At 67.3% G+C, this 25840-nt stretch carries 23 protein-coding genes and 1 pseudogene; 10 read left to right on the top strand and 14 right to left on the bottom strand.

Going from position 1 to position 25840, the window contains the following annotated elements; genetic code table 11:
- Positions 1-39 precede the first annotated feature (39 nt).
- From OG799_RS13165 to OG799_RS13155, 3 genes are read left to right on the top strand one after another with little or no spacing between them, the layout of a single operon-like run.
- Positions 40-1410 carry a UDP-glucose dehydrogenase family protein gene (locus OG799_RS13165; RefSeq protein ID WP_406045321.1) on the top strand — a complete coding sequence of 457 codons (1371 nt, stop codon included), beginning with the start codon at positions 40-42 and terminating at the stop codon, positions 1408-1410.
- Between the two features lie 4 nt (positions 1411-1414).
- Positions 1415-2491 carry a GNAT family N-acetyltransferase gene (locus tag OG799_RS13160; RefSeq protein WP_406045320.1) on the top strand — a complete coding sequence of 359 codons (1077 nt, stop codon included), beginning with the start codon at positions 1415-1417 and terminating at the stop codon, positions 2489-2491.
- Between the two features lie 30 nt (positions 2492-2521).
- Positions 2522-3454, top strand: coding sequence for a glycosyltransferase (locus OG799_RS13155; RefSeq protein WP_406045319.1), 933 nt, complete (start codon positions 2522-2524; stop codon positions 3452-3454).
- A 97-nt stretch (positions 3455-3551) separates the two neighbouring features.
- Here the strand turns inward: OG799_RS13155 and OG799_RS13150 are convergent, their stop codons facing one another.
- The 7 genes from OG799_RS13150 to OG799_RS13120 all read right to left on the bottom strand — a co-directional run bounded on the left by OG799_RS13150 (position 3552) and on the right by OG799_RS13120 (position 10534).
- Positions 3552-4427 carry a hypothetical protein gene (locus tag OG799_RS13150; RefSeq protein WP_406045318.1) on the bottom strand — a complete coding sequence of 292 codons (876 nt, stop codon included), beginning with the start codon at positions 4425-4427 and terminating at the stop codon, positions 3552-3554.
- 173 nt (positions 4428-4600) lie between these two features.
- Positions 4601-5269 (bottom strand): polysaccharide deacetylase family protein, encoded by a 669-nt coding sequence (locus OG799_RS13145; protein ID WP_406046277.1) that lies wholly within the window; start codon positions 5267-5269, stop codon positions 4601-4603.
- Positions 5259-6155, bottom strand: a complete 897-nt coding sequence (locus OG799_RS13140; RefSeq protein ID WP_406045317.1) for a glycosyltransferase family 2 protein — start codon at positions 6153-6155, stop codon at positions 5259-5261. Before OG799_RS13140 ends, OG799_RS13145 begins: the two co-directional genes overlap by 11 nt.
- Complete coding sequence (locus tag OG799_RS13135; RefSeq protein ID WP_406046276.1) at positions 6152-7426, bottom strand: glycosyltransferase family 4 protein; 1275 nt, start codon at positions 7424-7426, stop codon at positions 6152-6154. The genes OG799_RS13140 and OG799_RS13135 overlap by 4 nt, the downstream gene beginning before the upstream one ends.
- Positions 7427-7428: 2 nt before the next feature.
- Complete coding sequence (locus tag OG799_RS13130; RefSeq protein ID WP_406045316.1) at positions 7429-8676, bottom strand: glycosyltransferase; 1248 nt, start codon at positions 8674-8676, stop codon at positions 7429-7431.
- Positions 8673-9404, bottom strand: coding sequence for a polysaccharide deacetylase family protein (locus tag OG799_RS13125; RefSeq protein ID WP_406045315.1), 732 nt, complete (start codon positions 9402-9404; stop codon positions 8673-8675). Before OG799_RS13125 ends, OG799_RS13130 begins: the two co-directional genes overlap by 4 nt.
- Positions 9405-9415: 11 nt before the next feature.
- On the bottom strand, positions 9416-10534 hold the full coding sequence (locus tag OG799_RS13120; RefSeq protein WP_406045314.1) for a glycosyltransferase family 4 protein: 1119 nt from the start codon (positions 10532-10534) through the stop codon (positions 9416-9418).
- A 161-nt stretch (positions 10535-10695) separates the two neighbouring features.
- Between OG799_RS13120 and OG799_RS13115 the strand changes: the two genes are divergently transcribed.
- The 3 genes from OG799_RS13115 to OG799_RS13105 all read left to right on the top strand — a co-directional run bounded on the left by OG799_RS13115 (position 10696) and on the right by OG799_RS13105 (position 14635).
- Positions 10696-11649 carry a hypothetical protein gene (locus OG799_RS13115; protein WP_406045313.1) on the top strand — a complete coding sequence of 318 codons (954 nt, stop codon included), beginning with the start codon at positions 10696-10698 and terminating at the stop codon, positions 11647-11649.
- Positions 11646-13013 carry an O-antigen ligase family protein gene (locus OG799_RS13110; RefSeq protein WP_406045312.1) on the top strand — a complete coding sequence of 456 codons (1368 nt, stop codon included), beginning with the start codon at positions 11646-11648 and terminating at the stop codon, positions 13011-13013. Before OG799_RS13115 ends, OG799_RS13110 begins: the two co-directional genes overlap by 4 nt.
- A gap of 65 nt (positions 13014-13078) precedes the next feature.
- Positions 13079-14635, top strand: coding sequence for a lipopolysaccharide biosynthesis protein (locus tag OG799_RS13105; RefSeq protein WP_406045311.1), 1557 nt, complete (start codon positions 13079-13081; stop codon positions 14633-14635).
- A gap of 15 nt (positions 14636-14650) precedes the next feature.
- On the opposite strand, the pseudogene OG799_RS13100 reads toward OG799_RS13105, so the two are convergent.
- Positions 14651-14743 (bottom strand): annotated as a pseudogene (locus OG799_RS13100) (IS5/IS1182 family transposase); the annotation flags it as partial.
- 720 nt (positions 14744-15463) lie between these two features.
- On the opposite strand from OG799_RS13100, the gene OG799_RS13095 reads away from it, so the two are divergent.
- The 4 genes from OG799_RS13095 (at position 15464) to OG799_RS13080 (ending at position 19172) form a co-directional block, all read left to right on the top strand.
- Positions 15464-16966: an asparagine synthase-related protein gene (locus tag OG799_RS13095; protein ID WP_406045310.1), complete on the top strand. Its 1503-nt coding sequence runs from the start codon at positions 15464-15466 to the stop codon at positions 16964-16966.
- Positions 16963-17889 (top strand): guanitoxin biosynthesis heme-dependent pre-guanitoxin N-hydroxylase GntA, encoded by a 927-nt coding sequence (gntA, locus tag OG799_RS13090; RefSeq protein WP_406045309.1) that lies wholly within the window; start codon positions 16963-16965, stop codon positions 17887-17889. Before OG799_RS13095 ends, gntA begins: the two co-directional genes overlap by 4 nt.
- Complete coding sequence (locus OG799_RS13085; RefSeq protein WP_406045308.1) at positions 17889-18491, top strand: DUF1989 domain-containing protein; 603 nt, start codon at positions 17889-17891, stop codon at positions 18489-18491. The genes gntA and OG799_RS13085 overlap by 1 nt, the downstream gene beginning before the upstream one ends.
- 324 nt (positions 18492-18815) lie before the next feature.
- Positions 18816-19172 (top strand): transposase, encoded by a 357-nt coding sequence (locus OG799_RS13080; RefSeq protein ID WP_406045307.1) that lies wholly within the window; start codon positions 18816-18818, stop codon positions 19170-19172.
- A 59-nt stretch (positions 19173-19231) separates the two neighbouring features.
- On the opposite strand, the gene OG799_RS13075 is transcribed toward OG799_RS13080, so the two are convergent.
- Genes OG799_RS13075 through OG799_RS13050 form a run of 6 tightly spaced genes read right to left on the bottom strand, consistent with a single transcriptional unit; the run spans position 19232 to position 25601 of the window.
- A complete protein-coding gene (locus OG799_RS13075) occupies positions 19232-20548 on the bottom strand; it encodes a glycosyltransferase (RefSeq protein ID WP_406045306.1) in 1317 nt (438 codons plus the stop codon).
- Complete coding sequence (locus OG799_RS13070) at positions 20548-21657, bottom strand: DegT/DnrJ/EryC1/StrS family aminotransferase (RefSeq protein ID WP_406045305.1); 1110 nt, start codon at positions 21655-21657, stop codon at positions 20548-20550. Before OG799_RS13070 ends, OG799_RS13075 begins: the two co-directional genes overlap by 1 nt.
- A complete protein-coding gene (locus tag OG799_RS13065) occupies positions 21654-22337 on the bottom strand; it encodes an acetyltransferase (RefSeq protein WP_406045304.1) in 684 nt (227 codons plus the stop codon). Before OG799_RS13065 ends, OG799_RS13070 begins: the two co-directional genes overlap by 4 nt.
- Positions 22334-23485 (bottom strand): DegT/DnrJ/EryC1/StrS family aminotransferase, encoded by a 1152-nt coding sequence (locus OG799_RS13060; protein ID WP_406045303.1) that lies wholly within the window; start codon positions 23483-23485, stop codon positions 22334-22336. The genes OG799_RS13065 and OG799_RS13060 overlap by 4 nt, the downstream gene beginning before the upstream one ends.
- Positions 23482-24480, bottom strand: a complete 999-nt coding sequence (locus OG799_RS13055; RefSeq protein WP_406045302.1) for an NAD-dependent epimerase/dehydratase family protein — start codon at positions 24478-24480, stop codon at positions 23482-23484. The genes OG799_RS13060 and OG799_RS13055 overlap by 4 nt, the downstream gene beginning before the upstream one ends.
- On the bottom strand, positions 24477-25601 hold the full coding sequence (locus OG799_RS13050; protein WP_406045301.1) for a Gfo/Idh/MocA family protein: 1125 nt from the start codon (positions 25599-25601) through the stop codon (positions 24477-24479). Before OG799_RS13050 ends, OG799_RS13055 begins: the two co-directional genes overlap by 4 nt.
- Positions 25602-25840 lie beyond the last annotated feature (239 nt).

The raw sequence follows: 25840 nt of genomic DNA, 5'->3' as shown, positions 1-25840 counted from the left end.
GGGCGTTAGCGGTTGGTCCAGATCCGTTTGGAGGAAGTCATGGAAACCGGATTCACCGAACCGGTCGATGTCAGTGGCCCCAAGCTCACCGTCATCGGCACCGGCTACCTGGGGGCCACGCACGCGGTGTGCATGGCCGCGCTCGGCTACGAGGTGCTCGGAGCCGATGTCGACGCCGGAAAGATCGAGCGCTTGGCCGCGGGTGAGGTGCCGTTCTTCGAGCCTGGGCTGCCCGAGTTGCTCGTCAAGGCGTTGGACTCGGGTCGGTTGCGCTTCACGACGTCGTTGGAAGAGGTGGCCGAGTTCGGCGACGTCCACTTCGTCTGTGTGGGAACGCCGCAACTGCCCGGCTCGTTTGCCGCCGACCTGAGCTATGTCGACGCCGCGGTGACCACGCTCGCCCGTAACCTTCGGCGCCGAGCGCTGGTTGTAGGCAAGTCGACGGTGCCAGTGGGCACGGCGGCGCGACTTGCCGAAGTGATGAAGTCTGTGGCACCGGCTGGAGACAGGGTGGAGTTGGCCTGGAACCCGGAGTTCCTCCGCGAGGGGTTCGCCGTCGATGACACGATGCGCCCGGACCGATTGGTGTTCGGCGTTGCCTCGCGGTGGGCCGAGCAGCGGTTGCGCGAGGTGTTCGCCCCCATGATCGGCCAGGGCAGCCCGGTACTGGTGACGGATCCGCAGACCGCAGAGCTGGTCAAGGTTGCCGCAAACGGCTTCCTGGCCACCAAGATCTCGTACATCAACGCAATGGCCGAAGTGTGTGAGGCCAGCGGCGCGGACGTCCAGGACCTGGCCTTGGCGCTCGGTCTCGACGATCGGATCGGCAGCCGGTTCCTTCGACCCGGCTTGGGCTTCGGTGGCGGATGCCTGCCCAAGGACATCCGCTCATTCGTGCATCGGGCCGAACAACTGGGGGTGGGGCAGGCAGTGGCCTTCCTTCGGGAGATGGACGCAATCAACCAGCGCCGGCGGGAGCGCATGGTGGATCTGGTACGTGAGGTCGCCGGTGACCTTCGCGGTGTTCGGGTGGCGGCGCTGGGTGCGGCATTCAAGCCTGACTCCGATGACATTCGGGACGCGCCCGCTCTCGATGTCGCGAGCACCCTGCACCAGGCGGGGGCACGGGTGCGGGTTTTCGACCCGGCCGCCATGGATAATGCCCGGCGGGCATATCCGGCACTCGAATACGGTGAAAGTGCACTCGATGTGGCAACGGATGCGGATGTGGTTGTGCTGCTGACCGAGTGGTCGCAATTCCGGGAGATCGACCCGGTGGCGCTGGGCTCCGTGGTGGCGAAGCGGCGGATCGTCGACGGCCGGCACGCCCTAAACCCGGCACAATGGCGCGCGGCGGGTTGGGAGTACCGGGCCCTGGGCCGCCCGCGAGGCACCTGCGAAGACAGCTGATCTGATGCAGATCTCCATTGTCCGTCCGAGCGAGCTCGGTCCGGCTGAGGTCGCCGAGTGGCGCCAGATGCAGGAGTCCCTGCCGAGGCTGCGCAATCCCTTCCTCGCACCGGAATTCACCCTCGCGGTCGGTCGTAACCGCCCCACCGCGCGGGTGGCGGTTCTGGAGGATGGCTCGGAAATCGTCGGCTTCTTTCCCTACGAGGTGCGGCATGGAGTCGTCGGTGTGCCGATCGGCTTCGGTGTATCCGACTGTCAGGGCCTTGTACACCGTCCCGGCCTGGACTGGGATCCGGTCGGGCTGTTGAAGGCGTGCCGGCTTGCCGTGTGGGAGTTCGATCATCTGATGGCTGACCAGGTGCCCTTCACGCCGTACCACGCTCGTCTGGCCGGATCGCCCATCATCGACGTGTCGAAGAGCTACCAGAGCTACGTCGACGACCGCATGACCGACGGCAATCTGATCCGCCAGGCGCTGCGCAAACAGCGCCGGCTAGCGCGCGAGGTGGGGGAGGAACGGTTCGAGTGGGAGGACCGCGGTGACGGCGCGATGCTCGCGCTCCGGCGCTGGAAGTCGGCTCAATACCGCAGGACGCAGCAGTACGACCGGTTCAGCACGCCGTGGATCCAGGCGGTGCTGGAGGAACTGCGCCATTCGTCCTCGCCCGACTGTCGGACCGTTGTCTCGACGATCTACGCGGGTGACCGGCTCGTCGCGGGGCACCTGGGGCTGCGGAGCCGCTCCGTCCTCGCGTACTGGTTCCCGTCGTACGACGTGGACCTTTCGCGGTACTCGGCCGGCATTCTGCTCTGTCTGCGGATGGCGGAAGCCGGCGCAGCCGACGGCATCGAGCACATCGATCTTGGCAAGTCCGAGGCGCACTACAAGCACCGGCTGAAGAACGACGAGTTGCCGGTGGCCGAGGGGCGCGTCGGCAGGTCGCGCGCCGTGGCGACCGCGCGCCGGGCACAGTCTGCGCTGGCGCGCTCCGTGCGCACAGGTGCCGTCGGTGATCGGCTCCGCACCGGTCACACGGGCCGATTCCTTCGCGGTCTGCGCTCCCGACTGCAGGAGCGGTGACATGCGGAATCTCACGGTTGGGAGCATGTGATGAGCGTTTCCGAGGTAACGGTTGCCGTTGTCGTGGTGACCTACAACAGTGAGCGCCTGCTACCCGAGTTCCTTACCGCGCTGGGCCCGGGGCTGCGCGGGCTGTCCTGGCACCTGACGATCGCAGACAACGCGTCCGCCGACGGGACCGTTGCCACCCTGCGCCGTCTGGCCTCCGACGCGACCGTGGTCGAGATGGGGCGCAACGCTGGCTACGCCGCCGGTATCAACGCGGCAGTAGCCGCCGCACCGCCGTTCACCGCGGTGCTGGTGCTCAACCCCGACGTCCGGCTGGAACCGCGCTGCGTCGAGACGTTGCTGGCCGCCCTGGACACCACCGGCACCGGCATCGCGGTCCCGCATATCGTCGACGGCGCCGGCACACTCATTCCGACGTTGCGGCGCGAGCCCACCATCCTCCGCACACTCGGCGACGCTTTTCTCGGTGCCCGGCGAGCCGGTCGGTACCCGTCCCTAGGCGAAGTGGTCACGGACGAGGGGCGCTACCTGACCGAGGCCGTCACGGACTGGGCCGAAGGTTCCACGATGCTGATCAGCGCCGAGTGTTGGCGGCGCTGCGCACCGTGGGAAGAGAGCTTTTTCCTCTACTCTGAGGAAACGGACTTCGCCTTGCGCGCTCGGGACGCCGGCTTCGCGACCCGGTACACCCCGGCGGCCCGCGCGGTGCACCTGGAAGGCGACTCACGGCAGTCACCCAAGCTGTGGGCGCTACTCACCCTCAACCGGGTGCGCCTCTACCGGCGGCGCCACGGCGTGCTGCCGGCAATCGGTTTCTGGGGAGCATTGCTGCTTCGCGAGACCACCAGGGCGGCGCTTGGCCGGCAACCCAGCGTCATGGCCACCCGAGCCCTGCTCAGCCCGGCAAGGCTCCGCGAGGTTCCGGGACCGCACACCGTCCACCCGGTCGGGTAGCGGCTTCGCCGACGAACCAGCTCGGTGCAGCCCTTCACGATGCCGACGGCGGCCAGCTTTGCGCGCTGCGCGAACCGGCCCTGCCTGGGCTCCGAGGTCAGAACCCGATCTCGGTACCGTTACCGGTGAGGTTGTCCCTCCACTCGAGGAAAGCGCCGGGTCTCGCCCGGTCTCTGGACGCGGGCCACGATCCATACCCCGTGATGATGTTGCCCGTGACACGGTAGGTGGCGGATTCGTGGAGGCGCAGGGTATATTCGCCACCTGCCAGCCAGTTGTCACGTATCGTCAGCTCTCCGCGCGAGTCGTCCGCGATGAATATGGCGGCGTTGCCCAGAGTTCGTGGCGCATTGACAGGCCTTGAGTCAATGTTGGATCGCAGGATCACACCACCCTCGCTTGCCCGGTACGCCTGGACGCCGTCGTTGTGGTCGGCTGAGCTTTCTTGCCGCACCCGGATGTACGACTCGACGATGGATGTGCCGTTGAGGCGAACCCCGTCGCTGCCGTTGATCAACTGACAGCGATAGGCCTTGACGTGGCCTCCGATCGCGTAGTCCCCGTCGGTGGCATCTACCGTGGACCAGTTCAGGGTGAGCAGTGCTCCGCTGGACTCAACCTGAGCGTCGATGCGCGTCGCGGTCAGCGTGATGGGGGTGTCCACGGCAAGGCCGCCTTTCAGCCACACGCAGGAGGCGTTGCCCAGTTGGCTGGCGCTGACCCTGGTCGAATACACCTTCAGCGTCGCATCGGTGCAGCGCTCGCCAGTTGCGCCGGTCCAGGAGAGGTGCCCGGTGTTTGCCGGGCTGATGTCCTTGCCGTTCACGACGGCTGGGCTGGAATCATCGGAGCCGGGTGCGACAACTTGTTTGAAGATCAGGATTGCCGTCCCGCTGACGACAAGCAAGCTCAGGATCACTCCCCCGATCGCGCGACGCCGGATCCATTGAATCACCGCATGTGGTGCCGTCATCGTCCTCCTGTCGGGGTCCGCTGACCGATTCATCCATCACCAAGTGCCGCAATGAGAAGCCTGGCGGCGCGCAATGGCGCATCTCCCGGGACGTGCGCTCGCCCGCTACGCCACAAACGGTCGACGAGCGGCATTGTCGCCGCTCGTCGATCCATGGCAGCACGCGTTCGCGCTCACCGCCAACGCTTGATGCTGGCGGCGAGACGGCGCCGTGTGCGGGTGGCGAGGTCGGGGCCGGTCAGGGCTTCGGCTCGCAGATTCTCCGGCGTGTCCTGATTGCGCACACTGAACCTGGGCTGAAACCAGGCCCCGGCGCGAGCCCGCCGTCTGTCGCTGGTGTACACCCGACGATAGCCCAGCGTCCGCAAGGAGTTCAAAGCACGGCGATCGTAGCGGCCGAGCGGGCAAGCGGCGATCTCCACGGCCGTCCTCGACGCCTCGGCGAGTCGCTGGCGGGCCGTCACGAACTCCTCGAACCGTCTGGCGGCGCTCAGACCACGCCAGGATCGATGCCACATACCGTGAGTCCCGATGCCCATGCCGTGTCGGCGCAATTCCCGGACATCGTTGCTGCTGAGGCTACCGGCGGTGTCGAGCCGTCCGGCGAGCACGAAAAAGTCGGCCGTCAGCTCCCGTTCGAGCAGCGCTGGTAGGCCCAGCTCGATATCGGACGCGTTGCCATCGTCGAAGCTGATCTGTACCGAGGGCCACGTTGCTATCTCGTCGAGGATCCGAAGGTACTGGTCCGCGCCGATCCAGTAGGCGTCCTCACCGGGTTCCAGGTCGCGTTTCGGCGTACCGATGCCGTGGAAGCAGATGTTGACCAGCGGCTTACCCGGCATCGCCGTCACCGGAGATCGATGCCGCCACGACCTGACGCGACGATTCATCCCGGCCCCATGACGTCGGGGCGTCATTCACCTGTCGCGCCAGGTGACTCGCGACCAGCGTAAGCGTGACGTAGCACAAGGCGGCGGGCAGCAGCCAAGGACGTGGTAGGACCACGTCGGCCAGCCACGACAGCCGCGCTGCCCGACGGACAGTCGCTGGTGCGTTGGCCGAACCTGCTGCGGCGCGCATCGCGGCGTTGCCGGCTCGAACCCGGATGAGTCGCCGGAGAAGATCGCGCGTGGTTCGGGGCGTGCAAATTGTTGCGGTCACCTGGTCCACCTGGCACTTCTCCGTGGCGGCGAACAGCGAGTCGAGGAAGAGGTCGTCGGCAACCATGTTCGGGAACTGTGTGAACCGGGCGCGTCCCTGTTCCGCCAGCGCGATCACACCGCGTCCGAACAGTCCGTCCCGGTAGACGGGCAGCCTCGAGTTGATTGCGTAGAAGGCGCGTACTGCCAGCGGCGATCCCTTGAGGTCGAGCTCGCGCCGCGGCGCCGCTGCGAGCAATCCCGCTCCACCGGCCGTGGGAGCCCTGACCGCACCTGCCATCTCGCGCAGATCCGCAGAGGTCAGGGCCACATCGGCATCCAAATAGAAGCGCGGGAACCCCCGGGCGGCGGCATCTCCGGCGTTCAGCGCGCCCGCCTTCCCCGGCTCGACGCGATCGATGACGCGCACGTCGCGGCGCGAAGCCGCAATGCGGGCAGTGTCGTCCGTGCAGCCGTTCGCCACCACGACAATGTCGAACTCCCCAAGCTCGGCGTTCGCCAACAGCGAGTCGAGGCAGCGGCCGAGGACGGCAGCCTCGTTGCGGGCCGCGATCACGACGCTCGTCACGATGCTTTGCCTGCCGTTCGTTCGGCGGGTGCGGGGACAGTCCCGGTTGCGGCGTGAGACGAAATGTGAGCCCTGCGGCGACGCTTGGCCAGTACACGATCCCATACCCGAACGTATGCGGTCGCCTGGTGTTCCCAGGACAGCAGTTCATTGAACCGAGCCAGGGCGATCGTTCGCATGCGTCGCCGGGCCGGGGCGTCGTCGAGGAGAGTGTCGAGGACCGCGGCGAACTCGGCGGGCGTACCGGTGGGAACGAAGGCCGCTGCGTCTCCGGTTGTGCGTCGAGTTTCGATGAGGTCGACGGCCACAACCGGCACACCGCGGGCCAGATACTCGACCGTCTTGGCCATCGTGGACAGCTGGTTCATCCTGGTCGCCAAATCCGGCTGGATCGCCACGGTAGCGCCGCGCAGGACCTCGTCAACCGCGGCAGCCTCCAGCCAGCCAGTGAACGTCACGAGGTCGTTCAGCCCCTTCTCGGCGACGAGCTTCTCGAGCGCGGGCAGCTGCTCGCCGTCGCCGGCTATCACCATCTGCCAGCCGGTTCGACCGCGCAGTCGCGCCAGATGCTCCGCCGCCAGGACGGCGCCCTCGACGTTGTCCTGGGGACCGAGCACGCCCAGGTAGACGATGCGCTGGCCGCGGTCGCCGGGGTCATCGTGGCCCCCGACCGTTACCTCGGCAGCGGCGGGCCCGTTGCGCACGACCGTGATCCTCTCCGGGAGGACGCCTCGCTTCAGCGCGTTCTCCCGGTATGACTCGTTGGTGGCGACGACCTCGGTCGCGGTGCGCAACGTCAACCACTCAAGCGCCACCAATGTGCGGTAGACAAGCGGATTGGGCCGGCCGCCCATGCGGGTCGCGTAGACCTCTGGGCTGAGGTCGTGATGGTCGAACACCCACGGCCTGCCCAGGGCACGCAGTACCAGAGCCATCGGCCAGTAGATGTCAGGCGGGTTGCAGACCTGTACGGCCTGCGCGCGGCCGCGTAGCACCTCGCCGAACAGACGCGTCGAGATCCACGCGAAGGACCAGGCGAACTCGATCGCGAACGAGGCGAATCCGCCACCCTGCACGAAGACCGGGTATGGCTTCAGGCGAGTGTTCCGACTGCCCGGAAGGATCTTGAGCCTCTTGTCGCCGCGAGGAGCGATCACCGTGACGTCGCAGCCGTGGGCTTCGAGGGTGAGGCACTCCCGGATCACCCGGCGATCCCGCTCGGCGGGCAGGTTGGCGACAAGGATCGTGATCTGTGGTCGAGCCGATTTCATGGTCAATTACCCGTTCCACGAGCGCAGCCCGTTGAGGTTGCGCGGCCGCTAGCTTCCCCCAAGCTACCGTCTTGCACTCTTTGTCGGGTTTGTTCCACGGACAAACCGATCGCCTTGCCGACCAGCTCGGCCCGCTGACACCACGAATGGTCGGCTGCGAACTGGCGCCGGCGAACCAGCATCTCGGGCGTTCGAGCCTCAAGCGTGGCCTGCCGGACGGCGGTGCCGAACTCGCCGGCGGCGGCGACCCGGATGAGGTCGGTGCCGAGCCAGCGCACCGCAGGAAGATCTGTGCTCACTACCGGTCGGCCCGCCGCGAGGTACTCGAGCGTCTTAAGTGGGAACGAGGCGCGGTTGAATGCGGTGTCGACATAGGGCGTCAACCCCACATCGATAAGACGAAGGTATGAGGGCAGCTCGGCGAAGGGACGATGTCCGACGTGCCGGACCCTCGGGTGCTTCAGTAGCCGGTCGAACCGCACGGGCTCCCACTGTGGATCCACTGTCCCGACGAGCAGCAGCGAGCAGCCGGCAGCGACAACTTCCTCGAGGAGGCCGATGTCGATGCGCTCGGAGATGTGACCGACGACGCCCGCGACGGGTCCCGCCAGATCAATGTCGGGCGGTCGCGGTGCTGAATCGACATCGGAGTACGCCTCGCTCAGCACGCCACCGGGCACGAGCAGGGGGTCTGCGCCGAGCCCACGCCACTTGTCAGCGAGCACGGGGGAAACGGTGATGACGAGATCGGCGCGGGCCAGCGCCGTGGCTTCTTCCCGGGCAACCTCCGCCGCCTTGATGTCCATCAGGTCGGCGCCGGCGAGATAGTCATCGGTGACGTAGAGGACGTCGAGCACGTTGTCGCCCCACCGACCGAGCAGATCACCGGCGGAGAACGACAGCGCCGCCACCGGACGGATCTGCCGTGCCCGCAGGGCGTGACGGACTTGGGCGCGGACGAGCATCGGCGTCACGCGTCGAATGCCGGGCCTGGTATGGAACGGCGGTGCGACCGTCATGAGCCTCGTCACCCTTGGCGCAACCGTGACCAGCCGCGGCAGCACTCGGCGAGGCTCACCAAACCGGTTTGACGCCGGCGTCACCATCGAGGCCGGCGGATCGACCCAGAGGATCCGCGCGTGGCTCGTGAGGTGAGTGGCGATGTGATGATCCGTGCGAGCCGTGCCGTTCCAGCTGTTGACCGCGAGGAACAAAAGCCAAGGCAGACCCTGGTCGTCAGGCGCGGTCATCGCTTGAACCAAGCCCATTGCTCGATCCGGCCGCCGCGTGCCACCTCACCTAGCGAACGGCCCGACAGGCCGCGCTCGCGTAGCCCGGTCAGCAGGAGCGTGGCGAGCCGCCCCCGGTCGAACGTCGGGGCTGGCCCGGATTCGCCGCCGTCGGCCGCGTCCACGAAGCTGTCGTGGCAGAGGATGATCTCCCCCGGCGCTGCCCGAAGCAGGCCTTCTTCAGCAAGCTCCGGCTCTGGGACGTCTCGCCAGTCGGCCGGCGTCGGGCCCCAGGCGACGGGAATGAGCCCGATCCGGCGGATCTCCAACCAGTGCGGGAAGAGCATTGCTCCATAAGGCGCTCTGAACCACTTCACTCGTCGGCCGGTCCGCTGCTCGAGTTCGGTACGGGCGTCGCGCGTGCGTCGCCGCGTGTCCTCTGCAGTGAGCCTGGTGAGTCGAGTGTGATCAAAGCCATGAAGCGCGATCTCATGCCCGCCGGCCAAAATTTCGCCGAGCAGTGACGGGTAGCGGCGCGCCCGTTTCACCAGCACGAAGAATGTCGCCGTCGCGTTGAAATCGGCGAGGGCCTGCAGCACCGCCGGTGTTCCCACCGGGTCCGGTCCGTCATCGTACGTGAGTGCAACTTCAGGTCGGCTGGTCGCGACTCGACGCACCGTCCCAACCGGACCGGTCGCCCAGCGGCCGGCGGCTCGCACCGCTCTGGTCGCGGATGTTGTCGTTTGCATTCAAGATCCTCCTATCTGCCAAGAGCGGTCGAGATCGCGCCAACGGTCTGCCGCGCGGCGTGCTCCCACGAAAACCAGGAAACGACGTCTGGGATGCGCGAGCGGCATGCCGCGTAAAGGTCGTCGTCCGCCAGTACGCCGGCGATGAGGCGGGCGAGCTCCTCGGGGTCGTCCTTGCTCAGTAACGCGCCATTAAGCCCGGGCCTGATCATTTCGGGCATGGCGAAGTCATCCCGGCCGATGCAGGGCAGGCCACGCGAGAGCGCCTCGAGGAACACAAAGCCAAAACCCTCGACGCGGGTGGGCATGACCAGCAGGTCATGGCAGTCGTACAGCGATGCAACCTCCGCCAGCGGCAGCTGCCCGAGAAAGTTGACGCCGTCCGGGATGGCACCGCTCAGGGGCCACCTCGGTAGACCCGCGATGGTGACGGTGATGTTCGGGTCCATCTCTCGCCGTAGGATCGACAATGCATCCAGCACCAGGTCGCCCCCCTTGGCCCGAAAGTTCCGGCCGACAAAGAGAAGCCTGCGGCGCGGAGCGGGCCGCTCCCGAAGCGCGGCAGCCCACGCGACGCCCTGTTCGACATGCAGGCCTGGGTGCACAACATGGACCTTCGAGGCAGCCAGACCGGAAAGCTGCACCAGACTTCGAGCGAGCCAATGGCTCATGGTCAGGACGCCCGTTGCGTTTTCATAGATCTCCCGCTGACGCTCCTGACGCCGGCGCAACTCGCTCATAGAAATCTTGCGGAAGATCGGCTGGCCGGCCTCAAGCATTTTGATCAAGGCGTCCCAGCTCATGTCCTGGTACAGGAAGTAGGGCCGATCTATCGCGGCGATGTCCTGGATCTCGAGTACCGCGTCGCACTCGAGTCGTTGCACGTTGCGGGTGATGACTCGCCGGCAATACGCGTCGGTAATTCTCGACTCATCCCACGACGAACGCAAACGTCCGTCATGCCAGCGCGGGTGCAGGCCCCGCAGAAACATTCTCGTCATCGTCGGCATCTCTACGCCGACATCGACCACCGACGCATGGCGTCGCATGGCGGAGCGTAGTTGCCAGGGCGTGCGCGACCAGGTCTGTGCGGGTGCGGGATCCCAGAAGCATGCGAATCCGATTCGCATCAACACCATCTCTCGTCAGGGCGTGCCGGCTTTGGGCATCACCTCGCGCCAGAGGGGGAGGCGCAATCCTTTCCATTTTCGCGACTGTAACCGTCCGAGCCGCGCTACGTTGTGTGTTCCGAGCGGACACGACGCTGAGTCGGCAGCCATTGGAGGGGCGGATGGATCTCTGGGACGTAGTCAAACTGTTGTGGAGGCGCTGGTGGATCTCCCTGCCACTGATGCTCCTGACCTTGGCCATGGCGTCCTACGTTGCCACCGCCATGAAGCCGAATTACAAGGCGACCGGACACGTGACACTGCTGCCCCCTACGACGACCAATCCCGACGGGCCCGATCGCCCTTCGACGGTAAGTCCATGGAACGTGTGGTCGGCTTTGGATGCTCTCGTGATCTACGCTGGCCGCGCGGACGTCAAGAAGGAGTTCGCCCAGGCGGGCCTGTCGGAGGCGTTCACCGTCGAGGTGTTCCCGGACAGCGTCACAAGGGGCAGCAGCCTGCCCATCATTGAAATTGAGGTCGTGGCGTCGACCCGACCGGCTGCTGATGCCACTCTGAGGCGGCTGGTGGACGTACTGACGAGCCAGCTCGCCGATCTGCAGGCGCCCTACGAGACGCGGAACCAGGGGGCGATCACGACCAAGGTCTTGGACGTGGGTCAGAACGGCGAGCTGGTCACGTTGAGCATCAAGCGTGCGGTCATCGCCGTCGTCGGGGTAGGCCTCATCGTCACCGCCGCCGCGAGCATCTTGGTCGACGCGATCGCACGGCGCCGCACCCGCCGGGCAGAGCGCGAGGAGTTCAAGCCGCTGGAGTCCGCACCGAAGTCCCCGCCTGTCGGTCGGGCGGCGTCCGCCACCGTCGTGCCGGCAGGTCTGTCCACGCGCCGCCCGACCTCGCTGTTCCCGGCCCTGCCCGACGAGGCGGAGACGCGCGAGCCGATAACAGTGGTCATGCGGCGGGGACCGTTCACTGAGGCCGGCGCCGAGCAGAGGCTCGATACCGCGACCGACAACAGCCCGCTCGCCGGGAGCGAAGCGACGGTCGCTGTACCCGTTACGCGTGCGAGTTGGTCGAACGGGAACGGATACCCGAAGAAATCGGATGAGTCTTGAGCGCTCTCCTGTCTGCCGATTTGGATCCAACTCTCGTCGACACCCGCACTTACGCGACGAGGCAACGACGTCATTTTTTTGATACCGCCTACCTGCTCAGCTTGGTAGCCGTGTTCGCGTGCGTCATCCCTGCTGGGCAGTTCGTCCCCCAACTGACGGATCTCGGCCGGCCGAGTACGTTGGTGGCGCTGTTGCTTGCCGTTATCTGGTCGGTGTCCCGGCTTCATCCGGAGATGACGACGAGAGGGCCGCAGCCGATGCGCTGGGCCGTCATCTTCTACCTCGTCGCGGTGCTGTTGTCGTACGTCGCCGCGGTTTGCCGGGGCTTGCCCATCATCGAGGCCAATGGCGCGAACCGCGCGCTGCTGTTCACTGCGGCGCTGGTCGGTCCGATGCTGGCGTTCGCCGACGGGGTGCCAAACCGGAGTCGGCTGGACGCGGTGTTGCGTGCCTTGGTCTACTCGGCTGCGATCATGGCGTTCATTGCCATCGTCCAGTCGAGCCTGCGCTTCGATCTCACGCAGTACATGAAAATGCCGGGACTGAGCAGCCGGCACTCCGGCACCGGCATTCCCGACGCGGGGGCGGCGCGTGACGGGGTCGCCAGCACCGCGGCACACTACATCGAATTCGGCACGATCATGGCCTTGGCGTTGCCCTTCGCGGTGCACGTCGCGCGATTTTCTGCCAAGAGAGTCGAACGTCAGTTAGGGTCGGTGTCAGCTGCGCTCATCTTTGTGGCGATTCCGATGGCGGTGTCGCGTACTGCTGTTCTGGCACTCTTCATAGTGTTTCTGGTAATGATACCTACGCTTCCCTGGCGAATGCGATTCAATCTCGGCATACCGATGCTGGCTCTTGTAGCGTTGCTATTTATCATCCGTCCTGGCTTGCTCAGTTCTGTCCAGCGTCTGTTTACAAGCTGGGACCACGACAACAGCATCAAGGGCCGAACCGACGACTACGGCGTCATCGAGTACCTATTTGAACAGCGGCCTTGGCTTGGCCGTGGCCAGGGAACATTCATACCGACAGAATATATCTTTCTCGACAACCAGTGGCTTGGCCACGCGGTGAGCGGTGGGATTATCGGCGTGACCTCACTGCTTGCCCTGCACGTGACGGCCATCGTGCTCGCCGCCGCCGCGATGCGTCGATCTTCGATGGCCGCCGACCGTAGCCTTTGTGTCTGCCTGATCACGGTCCAGTTGGTCGCCATCGCCGTCGAGTTCACCTTCGACGCGCTCGCCTTCACCACGTTCGTCGCGGTGTTTTCGCTGCTGACGGGGTGCGCTGGTGCGGCTTGGCGATTGATGCACCGCGAGCGAGACATCCGCACCATCGCCGTCGGGCGGGCCGAGTAGCCGCCGCGTGCGCTAGCCCCGCCACGAAACCTTCGCCATCTCGCCGATCAGATTCGGCGGAGGTCGTGGCGGATACCGAGGAACAGGGGAGAGCATTGAAAGCGAGCCACGAGGGCACCATTGCCACTCAGCCGGACAGCATCACGCAGGATGCCGCTGAGTCAGGCGGCACAACGGCAGCCGCGACGTTTCCCTCGAACTCCCTGTCCCGGAAGGCCGGCCGCGCCCTCGGGTGGAGTTTCGCCAGCAACATCCTCGGGCGCCTGAGCACGCTGGTCATCGGTATTGCGATCGCGCGACTGCTCGGCCCGGGCGACTTCGGGACGTTCGCGGTCGCCGGTGTGGCGCTGACCGCGGTGTTGAGCTTCAACGAGCTCGGCGTGAGCCTCGCGATCGTCCGCTGGCCGGGAGACCCACGTGAGATCGCCCCGACCGTCATGACCATCTCGATGGTCTCCAGCTCGATCATCTACGTCGGCTGTTTCCTCGCCGCTCCTGCGTTCGCGGTGGCGATGGGGGAACCCGGAGCGACTGGCGTCGTCCGGCTGTTGACGTTGAGCATCCTCATCGACGCGCTCGTCGCGACCCCGGTGGCGATGCTCCAACGCCAGTTCAAGCAGGGCCGAAAGACGATCGCCGACCAGACCAACCACTGGCTCGGATCGCTGACCTCGATCGGGTTGGCCATGCTGGGTATGGGCGCAATGAGCCTCGCCATAGGGCGCCTGGCCGGTTCGGCCGCCGGCGCTACGCTCTTCATCTGCTTCGAACCGCGTTCAGTGCGGTTCGCCTTCGACCCGCACAGGGCGAAGGCGCTGCTCAGGTACGGCCTGCCGCTTGCCGGGTCGAGCATTGTGACGTTCGCGGTATACAACGTGGACAAGATAATTGTCGGCGCCGCGCTGGGCCCGGTCGCGCTTGGCTACTACGTCCTGGCGTCGAACTTGTCGGCATGGCCGATCAATTCCTTCTCTCAGCCTGTCCGAGCGGTGGCCCCCGCCGCGTTCTCCCGGCTCCAGGACCGGGCCGGGCTGCTGCGGGACACCTTCACGTCCGCCGTCGCTCTGCTTGCGGGCGTGTCGCTCCCGGCCTGTGTGCTGCTCGCCATGGCAGCCGAGCCACTGATCCGCTTCGTCTACGGTTCGGAGTGGTCATCGACGTCGTCCATCCTGCCGTGGCTCGGCCTACTGGCGGCGGTGCGAATCCTGTTCTCGCTCGTCTACGACTACTTTGTCGTGCTGGCGAACAGCCGCGCAGTGCTGACCGTCCAGGTCGTCTGGTTCACTGCGCTGGTGCCAGCGCTGGCCCTGGCCTGCCAGCGGTTCGGGCTGAGCGGGGCAGGCGCGTCGCAGCTCGCCGTTGCGCTCCTGGTGGTGCTCCCGCTGTATGTGATCGAATTGAACCGCGCTGGTATCCCGCCCCGCGCGCTCATCGCGAAGTTGTGGTCGCCGCTGGTTGCGGCTGTGGCAGTGGCCGCGCTTGTCTTCGTCGTGACACAGATCGTCACGATGGACCTACTCGCACTCGCCATCGCCGGTGTCATCGGTCTCGCCGGCATGGCAGCCGTGACCTACGGCAAGCGGCGGACCCTGGGGGAGCTGCGCACGGTCGGCGTCGATTAGGGCCTGTCCTGTCGATCATGGATGCCAGAGGACGGCGGCGATCAGGACGAGGCTGACCCGGTACAGGGATGCGCGTTTGGCATAGCGGGTGACCAGGTCACGCCACTGTGCGCTGGGCGTCACGCCTGCCCGGGGGTTGACTGCCGTCTCGTCCGGAACCGCGTTCGCGGCGATTGTCCTGGCAGCCGGCCAACGCCTTCGCCTGCCGCAGCAATTTCCGTCCGCGCAATTTCTGTCAGTCAGCCTTGCAGTCCGCCGACACTCTCTAGAATGGGCCTGGCCGAGTTTTCACGGCTATGAATCCGATAAACGTTCATGATCCGATTCAACGGGGGCGTCCGTGTGCAAGATGGACTGGTGCGGAGCGGTTGGGAAAGTCGATGGCGGCGGTGATCTCTGGTCGGACATCGCCCTCCAGAATGAATTGGCGACCGACCTTTCCGAGACAGGCTCGCTCAGCGGGACACTGACGGCTACCTGGAACGGTAGGTCGTGACGGACGCCCGTTACCAGTCGGCGAGCGACTGGCGCTTCGATCGACTCGAGGGCGAGCGGCCCCTTCTCGGTGCACACCTGCTGGCCGTTAGCGTGGCGCCTGGTCGTCCCGGCCCCGTCATGTCGGCCGGGAGTCCGTTTGGGCCAGATACGACGGCGCTACGGTTCGCGGGAGGGACACTGTGGCTCCGGCCTGCAGAGTCAACGGCGCAGCTGGACTCACCATCCGTGGATCAACCGCTGGTCGTCGCTCTCTCGCGGGGCGTACGAGACCACGACGGGACGCCCCTCGATGCGCTCGATTTGGCGCGTCGAATAAGCAGCGGCGTGGGCATGGACACCGTCGCCGCGCCCTTCGCAGCGGCGCTCGTCGGTGACGATCTTCTCGTTGGTGCGGACCATTTGGGTCTGCGCCACATATATGCCGTACAGGGCACGGGCTGGGCGGCCATTTCTACGTCTTCCATGCTGTTGGCCCAACTCGGGCAAGCCTCACTCGACAGTTCGGCGCTAGGGTCGTACTGCATCACCGGCCAGTACCTCGGCCTCGCGACGCCATTCGAGGGCGTCGCGAAACTGGCGCCGGGGCACCGGTGGCGGCTCGCGGACGGGCGGGTTACATCTCACGTCGACTCCGTCTCGACCGACCCGACCACGGCTCACCACTGGTCCCCGAGGGCCGGCGCCCAGCTTCTGCGTGACCTCGTGGAGGCCCACCTGGCCCGGCATCCCGAGACGGTCCTCGAGCTTTCGGGTGGGATGGACAGTCGCCTGATCCTGGCCGCGGCGCCTCACGTCCGCCGCGGCGGGATCACCGCACTCACGCTCTCGAGTCCAGGCAGCGCAGACGTTCCGCTGGCCCGAGAGATCGCTTCCCTCAACCGTCTCCGTCACAAGGTCGTCGATCTGAGCCCCTTGGCCGAGCTCGACCCCGCCGAGGCGCATCAGCGGGTGCTCGACAGCGCGACGCGGCATGACTGCAGCGGCAACCCGGTTACTCTCGGTGTCCTCGACTGGGCGGAACAGCAGGTCGAGCCGGGCGTACGGCTCACCGGTCAGGCGGGCGAGATGATTCGCGGCTTGTACTTTCTGGAACCGCGCAGCTCGCAGATCAAGCCGGCCCACGTGGACCGGTTCGCTCGTTGGTGGTTCACCAGCAACGAGGCCGTACCGGCAGCGTGCCTGGTGCCACACTTCGCCGCGCAGTCACGTGCGGCCCTTCGCGCCCAGCTCCAAGCGAGCTTCGGCTCGTATGACCTGGACTGGCGATCGGCGCGCGACCAGTTCCTCCTGCGTGAACGGGTGCACAGGTGGTCTGGGATCAATTACTCCGACGCCTGCCTCCGCCGAACAATCGGCTCGCCCTATTTCGACACCCGATTTCTGCGCATGTGCCAGGACCTGCCGGCTCAGGCCAAGTCGTCGTCCAGGTTCGCGGCGCGCATGCTCGAGGTGCTCGATCCCGAACTCGCCAATATGCCGCTCGCCTCCGGGCTTCGCCCGGTCGACTTCCCGCGGCCGCTCGCCGAGTACACCTTCTCCAAGGTCGTCACGTCGATAACACGCAAGCTCGTCCAACGGGTCAGGCCCGTCAGCCGAGCGCCCATCGGCGCAGATGCACTTGCCGAGCAGGTGGTGAAACATTGGCGGGCGCACCCCGACGTTCTCGCACCAGCGGCGATCTCGGGCGTCGTACGGGAGGAATGGCTGGCCGGCCTCCTGACGGGAGCGCATACCGCAGGACCGGCAACCGTGGGCCTCCTGGCCAATCTCTTGGCGATCGGCGAGGCCAAGGTGGCAACCGGTTTGTCGGACGCCGGGGTGATGGGACGGTGACCCGCCCCGAGCTGACGGGGCAGGCTGCTGGGGGTTCCGGCGCGGCTGGGACGGAGGTCAGCGTGGAGGCGCCGACGCGGCGCACGGTGATAGCGGAGCCGCGCGCCGGGTGGGTGGAGGCAGAGATTCCACCGACGGATGTGGTACCTGTGGCCCACGGCGTGTTCACCGTCCAAGGGCGCCGGTTGTGCAGGGTCACCGACGGCCGCCCCGCCCACCCACGCACCCGACTGCTTCATGACAAGTTTCGAGCCGCGGTCCTGAGCAGTGCGTACCCTTGCGTGATGGGGGCATCAGTGATGCGCGCCGACAACTGCGCCTTCGCTGTCTACGACGAGCTGGGGGCAGAAGAATCGGCCCGTCGCCTTGCCATGGATCTCGAGTGGTTCGTGCAGAGCTACGCGATCCGTCGCACGCCTCAGGAACCTTTTGTAACGTTCATCTCGATGTATGAACGCCCGATGGTCGACGATGAGGCCGACTTCGAACGCTTGCTGTGGCGTCACTTGAGTTTCGTTCACGAGTGGGACAGGCGGAAGTGGCCCTGGGATCCAACTGTGTCGAGGGATCCGGACGACCCGCGGTTTTCCTTCAGCGTCTCCGGTCAGGCTTTCTTTGTGGTCGGTATGCATCCAAAGGCATCCCGCATCGCGCGGATCGCTCCAGTCCCCACGCTGGTCTTCAACCTACACGCACAGTTCGACGCCCTGCGACAGCAGGGGCAGATGGATCGGGTCAGCCGAACTATTCGCGCCAAGGACGGACGTCTGCAGGGCCGCCCCAACCCCATGCTCATGCAGTTCGGCGAGGGCTCCGAAGTGCGACAGTACGCGGGGCGCGAGGTCGAAGCCGACTGGCAATGTCCCTTCGCTGCAACCACCACGAGCACCGGCGGCGCCTCTTATCCGAATGGAGCAGACTGATGACGGATACCACCACCACCCAGCGTCTCGCGCCCCAGACCGGCACAGCGTTTGAGCTACCGGCCGGGGCATATCTCCGTGTCATCGATCCGAGCGGAGAACAGGTCAGCGACCTGTACGCCGTATCGGCCCATGATCGAGCGGAGCATCTCTCGTCCGGCCGCAGCCTGGACTACGCCGGGCAGCTATGGCTTACCACCGGTGACGTGCTCTACAGCAATCGCAGCCGGCCAATGCTACGGATCATCGAAGACACTGTGGGCAGGCACGACTTCACCCTCACTCCCTGTTCTCAGCAGACCTTCGACCTCCTCTATCCCGACCATGAGGGCTATCACCCGAGCTGCGAACAGAACATCGCTGACGCCTTGGCTCCGTACGAGGTCGCCGTTGACCACATCGGCGTGACCTTCAACATCTTCATGAATGTGGTCTACGATTGCAGTACTGGGAAAATTCTGCTCGGGCCCCCGATGAGTCGACCGGGGGATCATATCCTTCTGCGCGCCGAGTCCGATCTCATTGTTGCACTGACGGCATGCTCGGCCGAGAACTCCAACAACGGAACCCTGAAGCCTATAGATTTCACAGTGGACCATTAGACGAACGGCGGTGAACGGGGGAGTGTCATCCCTGAATGAGCGGGGCCGGTCAAGGGATAGGTCTTGGGTGTTGTGCGGCTTTTTGTGGCCCGGTCCGGCCGGTTTCTGGCGCGCGTCGTCTCGCTGCCGGGGTCAGGGCCGGCCGTAGGCCATCCCCCGCAGGGGGGCTTGGCCTTGACGCCGGCGAGAACGACGCGACACTGGGCGGCGCCGGAGCGGGCTGAAGTTGTGGGGGTCGTCGTCTCCATATCCCACGACACTGGTGGGGTGGGCAGGCCACGGGTTGGGCTGCCGGTCATCCCTTCGCCGCGCGGGTTGGCGGGCATGGAGCGGTGCGCGGTGGTCGGTCGCCGGTCGGTGCCGCCGTCGGTGGTGGCCACGGTGATGGTGCTGCAACGCCTCGAGGGGTTGTCGGACCGGGAGGCGGTGGACCGGTTCATGTTCGATGCCCGTTGGCGTTACGCCGCGGGGGTGGGCGGCTGGGACGGCGCGGGTCGGGTCGGGTTCGCCCACACGGTGCTGGTCGACATGCGCGAACGACTGCGTCGCTCGGACCGCCCGGACCGCATCTTCGAGGTGGCGTTGGCCGCCGCCCGGGCGGCTGGGCTGCTGGGCCGGCGGCGGGTCCTTGATTCCACACCGTTGTATGACGCGTCGCGACGATGGACACGATCACGCTGATCCGCTCCGCGGTCCGGAGTCTGCTCGTCGCCGCCGACGGCGAGTTTCACACCAGTCACCTAGTCACTGCCTGGCGCGGAGGGCGTTTGCAGCCGACCCCCAGATGTTGTCTCTATCGACACCTGGGCCAGGTGCGCCGCATTGAAGTCATCCCGAGCTGCCTTGCCGTTCAACCGCTTCACTCGTTCACGAACCTCGTGTTTCACAAGGCCACTAGCGCTGCGCAGCCCTTCCCACACGACCCGGGCGCGGTGTGCGCCGGCAACGCGACGCTGCTCTATCGCGGTCAGGTAAATCTGTTCCTGCAGCGCTGCGGCGCTCTGCAGACTGAACCGTTCTACTGCCAGGCGGCGGCCGAAGGCGCCAAGCTCGGCGCGGCGAGTCGGGTCGCCAACGAGCGGCCGGAGGATGCCCGTCAGAAGTTGGGCGCCATCACCGCCGTCGCCGAGGCCGTACCAGCCCTGCCGCAGGAACGTTGGGCAGCTCTCGGGCGTGAGTAGTCGCCAGAAGCCTCGCTCTCCCTGTACGACGAGGGGCCGGCCGAAGGCGATGGCCCGCAGCGCAGAACCGCCCATGCCGAGCATGATGTCAGCAGATCCGTACGCTGACCGCGGATCGAACAGCTCTCCAGTGAGCACGACGGCGCGGCGGCCGACGCTCGCGTTCACCTTCGCTGCGCGCTCCTCGACCGTTGCCCGGGCAACGCCGTCGCCTGTGATGATGAGCCGGATCGGCAGGTCCGCCAGCAGCTCAACGGCGTCGATCGCGCTGAGCACTCCTTCGAGCTTCAGCTCGGTCGCGAGCCGAGTCACCATGACGATGTTGACCGGGTTTGCCAGGCCACCGTCGTTGAGCCCAAACCTGGCCACGAAGTCGGCAACCGGGTACCCGGGAGCGTTCGCGGCTACGTCAACCGGAGGTTCGATCAGCCAGACCGGGCCAGGACGGCGCGCCGCGGCATGCGCCTGGATCGCCTCGGTTCCCACCACGAGGGGCATTGAGGCCGGCAGAAATGGCGCTACCGCCATCGACATGATGGTGCAGACCGCAACGGCTGAGCTTCCCGGCATTGCGCTCGCCGCAGCCGCTTCCAGCGCTGGCGGCCACTCGTACCCGTGCAGAACATGGAGCCCACGCCGGCGGGACAGGTCCTGAAGGCGGCGCGCGACCACCGGCGACGGACGGTGGCGACGAGCGTTGATGGCGATGTGTTCGAGGCCCATCGCCCGCACCCGCTCTACCAGTGGCCCGGGCTCGCCCACCACCACGACCTCGTGCCCGCGATCGGAGAGCGCACCGGCCAGCTCAACCGCGTTGAGCTGGCTGCCGCCAATGTGCATGGCGTGCGGATAGACGGCGACTCGTAGTGTGGCCATTACCAATCCAGCGCCGATGCGAGTGCAGCGACCACCCGCTCCTGATGAACTGCGGTGATCTGCGGGTAGAGCGGCAGCGACAGGATCTCGGCGGCGGCCCGCTCGGCGTGCGGGAAGCTGCCGGGGCCGCGGTCCAGGCCGGCGAACGCGGGCGTCAGGTGCACCGGCACCGGATAGTGGATGCCGGCACCGATGCCCTGCGCGTTCAGGGCGGCGAGGATCTCGTCGCGGCGGGCGGCCGGCACCCGCACCACGTACAGGTGCCACACGTGCACGTTGCCCGGCGCGGTCACCGGGCGCACGACGTCGATCCCGGCGAGCAACCCGTCGTACCGGCCGGCCGCTGCCCGGCGGGCGGCGTTCCAGCTGTCCAGCCGGGCGAGCTTGGCCCGCAGCACGACCGCCTGCAGCGCGTCGAGGCGACTGTTGACTCCGATCACGTCGTGCACGTACTTGCGCAAGCCACCGTGGCTGCCCAGGGTGCGCACCTTCGAGGCGAGCGCCTCGTCGTCGGTGACGACGGCGCCGGCGTCACCGTACGCCCCGAGATTCTTCCCTGGGTAGAAGCTGGTGGCCGCGATGCCGCCGGCACCGGCCGGGACGCCGAGCCGGGTGGCGCCCTGGCTCTGCGCGGCGTCCTCCACGATCGCGATGTCGCGCCCGTCGAGTGCGGCGCGGAGCTGCTCGACCGGCGCGTGCTGGCCGTACAGGTGCACCGGCACGACGGCCCGCGTGGCAGGGGTGACGGCGGCGCACGCCGCGTCGACGTCGATCAGGTAGGTCCCGGCGTCGATGTCGACCAGCACCGGCCGCCCACCGGCCCGCGCCACCGCCTCGGCCGTGGCGATGAACGTGTTGGCCGGGAGGATCACCTCGTCACCGGGTCCCACGCCAACCGCGCGCAGCGCCAACTCCAGCGCGTCGGTGCCGTTGGCGACCCCGACGCAGTGGCCCACGCCGGCGAACGCCGCGTACTCGCGTTCGAAGGCGGTCACCTCGGAACCGCCGATGAAGGCGGTCTCCGCGAGGACCCGCTTGAAGCCGGTCGAGACCTCCTCGGCCACTTCGACGTGTGCGGCCTGCAGATCCACCAACGGAATCGCGATCATCGTGGGAGCACTCCCTGTAGAGCTGGCTGACGGACAGGACGGAGGAACCGGGCCGGGTTGCCGGCCCACACCTCACCGGGGGGTACGTCGCGGAGCACGACCGAACCCATGCCGACGATCGACTTCCCCCCGACGGTGAGCGACTCGCGGATCAGCACACCCGTCCCGAGATAGGCGCCCGGCCCGATCCGCACGGAACCGGCGACCCGCACGCCGGAGGCGATCGTGGCATGGTCGGAGACGACGTCGTCGTGGGTCAGCACGGTCTGCGGCATGATGGCCACGTGTGCGCCGACCGTGACGTCGGCGGTCAGGACGACCTGGGCCAGCAGCACCGAGCCGGGTCCGACCGTGCAGCCAGCGGGCACCTCGGCCGACGGGTGGACGAGGGTCGCGTACCGTGTGGGCGGCAGGCCCAGCCGGTGCACCACCTGTTCGCGGGCGGCGGGGTTGCGTGGGTTGGCGACGCACACCACCACGGCGGCATCGGGCAGGTCGGCGATCGCGTCCAGCGGGCCCAGCACCGGCAGCCCGGCACGGATCACCCCGTGCAGGGCCGGGTCGTCGTCGAGAAAGCCGCGCAGCCGCCAGGTCGGCGCCACCGCGTTGATCGCCGCGACGGTGGTCGCCGTCTCCCGGGCCAGTCCGCCGGCGCCGGCGATGATGAGATTCATGGTCATCGGCGGGCCAGTCGACGGAGGGTTCCGACGATGTGGTCCTGGTCGTCCTCGATGAGCGCATGGTGCAGGGGCAGGATCAGCGAGTCGCGGGTGATCCGCTCGGTCACCGGCAGCGGGGCGGGGCTGACGTCGGCGTACGCCGGCTCCAGGTGCGCCGCCATGATGCCGCGCCGGGCGGACACCCCGGCGGCGGCGAGCGCGGCGAGGGTCTCGTCCCGCCCGACGCCGAACTCGTCGGTCAGCAGCACCCAGAAGGTCTGGAAGTTGGTGCGGCCGTGGGCCGGGTCGCGGACCGGGACCGCACCCGCCACGTCGGCCAGCAACTCGTGGTACCGGGCGGCGAGGCGGCGGCGCTGCGCCACGATCTCCCCGAGCCTGCCGAGCTGGACCAGACCGATGGCGGCCTGGATGTCGGTCATCCGGTAGTTGTAGCCCGTCTCCAGGTACGCCTCGAGGATCGGTTGGCCGCTGGCGTGGCGGTCCGCGGCCGACACGTTCATCCCGTGCTCGCGGAGCCGGCGCAGCCGCGCCGCCCACTCGGCGTTGTCGGTGGTGATCATCCCGCCTTCGCCGGTGGTGAGGAGCTTTCGCGGGTGGAACGACCACGCCGCGAGCAAAGCCCCGGCACCGACCGGTCGGCCGTCCATCACTGATCCTGCCGCGCACGCCGCGTCCTCGACCAGCGCGACGCCCCAGCGGTCGGCGGCGGCCCGCAGCGCGGAGACCTCGGCCGGCACGCCGCCCTGGTGCACCGCGATGACGGCCCGGGTGCGCGGCGTGCGCACCGCGTCGATCGTCGTCACCGTCAGGTTGCCCGTGCTGAGCTCGACATCGGCGAAGACCGGGGTGGCTCCGACGTAGCGCACGGCGTTGGCGGTCGCGATGAACGACAGCGACGGGACGATCACCTCGTCACCGGGCCTCACCCCGACCGCGATGAGCGCGAGGTGCAGCGCCGTGGTGCACGAGCTGACCGCGACACCGTGCGCCGCGCCGACACTGGCGGCGAACGCGGCCTCGAACGCCGCGACCCGAGGGCCCTGAGCAACCCACCCCGAGCGGACTGCCTCCGCGGCGGCGAGGGCCTCCTGCTCGCCGAGCGCGGGCAGCATCACCGGAATGCGGCGCGGCGCCGCCTCGATGGTCACCGCGCCCCCTGCGACTCGCCGCGGGCGGGCTGCTCGGCGCGCCACCACTCGACCAGCTCCTGCAGGCCGTCCCGGAGACCGATCTCGGCCCGGAAGCCGAGTGCCTGCGCGGCGGCGAAGGTGTCCGCTAGCCGTCGGGTGACCGCGTTGACCTTCCGCGCCGGGCCGTACTCCAGGGACAGGTCGCTCTTCATCACCGCCAGAAGCGTGCGGGCAAGCTCCTCGAGGCTGGTCTCGACCCCGCTGGCGACGTTGAGCACCTCGTCGGTACGGGCGGACTCGGCGGCCAGGATGTTGGCCCGGGCGATGTCGACCACGTGTACGAAGTCCATCGTCTGTTGGCCGTCGCCGAGGATCAGCGGGGGGACACCCGCGTCGATGCGCTCCATCCAGCGGATGAGGACCTCGGTGTACAGGCCGTGGACGTCCATCCGCTGGCCGTACACGTTGAAGTAGCGCAGCGCCAGGTAGTCCAACCCGCACATGCTGTGGAAGCTGCGCAACATGCCCTCGTTGAATGCCTTCGCCGCGCCGTAGAACGTGTCGTTGTTGTACGGGTGGTGTCGCTCGGTGGTGGGGAACACCTCGGCGAGCCCGTACACGGACGCCGAAGAGGACGCGATCACCTTGCGGACGCCCGCGGCGGCCGCGGCTTCCAGGACGTTGAAGGTGCCGTCGACGAGCACCTCGTTGGCGAGACGGGGCTCCTCGGCGCACTGGGTAATGCGGATCGCCGCCAGGTGGAAGACCAGATCCTTGCCGGCGCTCAGCTCATGGACCAGGGCCGCGTCGCGGATGTCGCCCTCCACCAGGCGTACGGGCCCGTCCCGCAAGGCCGCGTCGAGGTTGGCGATTCTGCCACGCACGAGGTTGTCCAGCACCAGGACCTCGGCGGCGCCGCGGCGGACCAGCAGGTCGACCACGTGCGATCCGATCGTGCCGGCGCCGCCGGTCACGAGAATCCGGCTGCCCTTGATCGGAACGGCGGCGTTCATACTGTCTCCTCCAAGTTCGTCAGTGGGATCGTCGCGCCGCCGGCGGCCAGGCTGGCCGACGCTGCCTGCAGGATTTCCAGTACGCGCAGGCCCGAACGCCCGTCGGTGAGCGCCGCCGTCCGGGTCCGGATCGCGCGCGCGAACTCCTCCACCATCGCCCGCAGTGCCTCCCGTTCGGGGAGCGCCGGCGCGACCATGTCACCGGAACGGTAGGACACGAGCATGTCGCGGCGTTCCTCGAGCCCCAGCTCGTCGGGGGCCGTCACATCGACGCCGCGGTCGTACACCGCCAGGCGCTGCGACGGGTTGAGGTCGTCCCACACCAGAGTGCGCTTGGAGCCGGCCACCATGGTCGTGCGCACCTTGATCGGCGACAACCAGTTGACGTGCACGTGTGCGATGGCGCCGCCGGTGAGCTGGAGCGTGAGGTATCCGACGCAGGGCCGGCCGGCGCCGATCGGGTCGACGCCGTGCGCGCTCACCGCGACCGGCCGTACCCCGGGGGGAAGGATGGAGTCGAGGATCGACAGGTCGTGCGGCGCCAGGTCCCAGATCACGTCGATGTCGCGCTGGACCAGGCCCAGGTTGATCCGCACCGAGTCGAAGTAGTGCACGTCGCCGAGGTCGCCGGCGTGCAACATCTCCCGGATGCGCGTCACGGCTGGTGTGTAGCAGTAGGTGTGGTCGCACATCAGCGTGAGGCCCCGGCGTGCGGCCTCCGCGGTCAGTTGCCGGCCTTCGGCGCACGTCGAGGCGAGCGGCTTCTCCACCAGCACGTGTTTGCCCGCGCGCAGCGCCGCCATCGCCAGTTGCGCGTGGGTGCCGGCCGGCGTGGCGATCGCCACGGCATGCACCTCGGGATCGTCGAGCAACACAGTGAAATCGTCGGTCGCGCGCACCGTGGAGTAACGCCCCAGCAGTCCCTGAGCGCGGTCGAGGTCGAGATCACACAGCCAGCGGAGGTGGAAATTCGGTGGGCCCTGGAAATTGCGGACCAGGTTGGGCCCCCAGTATCCAGCGCCAACGACGGCGACTCCGATCGGCTGGCCGGCGTCTATTGTGACAGCGGTTGACGTCACCCGGATCCTCGTTTCGTCGAGACGCTCACGTTCGGTGGGCATGCATATCTCGGGTGAGACCCCACGACCCCCTGTGCGAACTACAGCCCGCACATGGGATGGGCATTTGGCCAGCCGACCGATGCTCGCCTAAACGCGAGCCACCGTTTCCTGTGCCAACGGTCCAGATCGTCTCCGTACGGACGATCGCGGCAGCCGAACCGGCTTTCACCGGTGTCCTATCCCAGACAGCATTACATGCGCGATGATAGTCGGCCCCGGGCGGCTCCGAATGCGAACGT

The organism is Micromonospora sp. NBC_00898 (assembly GCF_045207895.1).
Taxonomy (GTDB): domain Bacteria; phylum Actinomycetota; class Actinomycetes; order Mycobacteriales; family Micromonosporaceae; genus Micromonospora.
The sequence above is the reverse complement of the archived record's forward strand: the minus strand, read 5'-3'. Positions and strand labels throughout refer to the sequence as shown.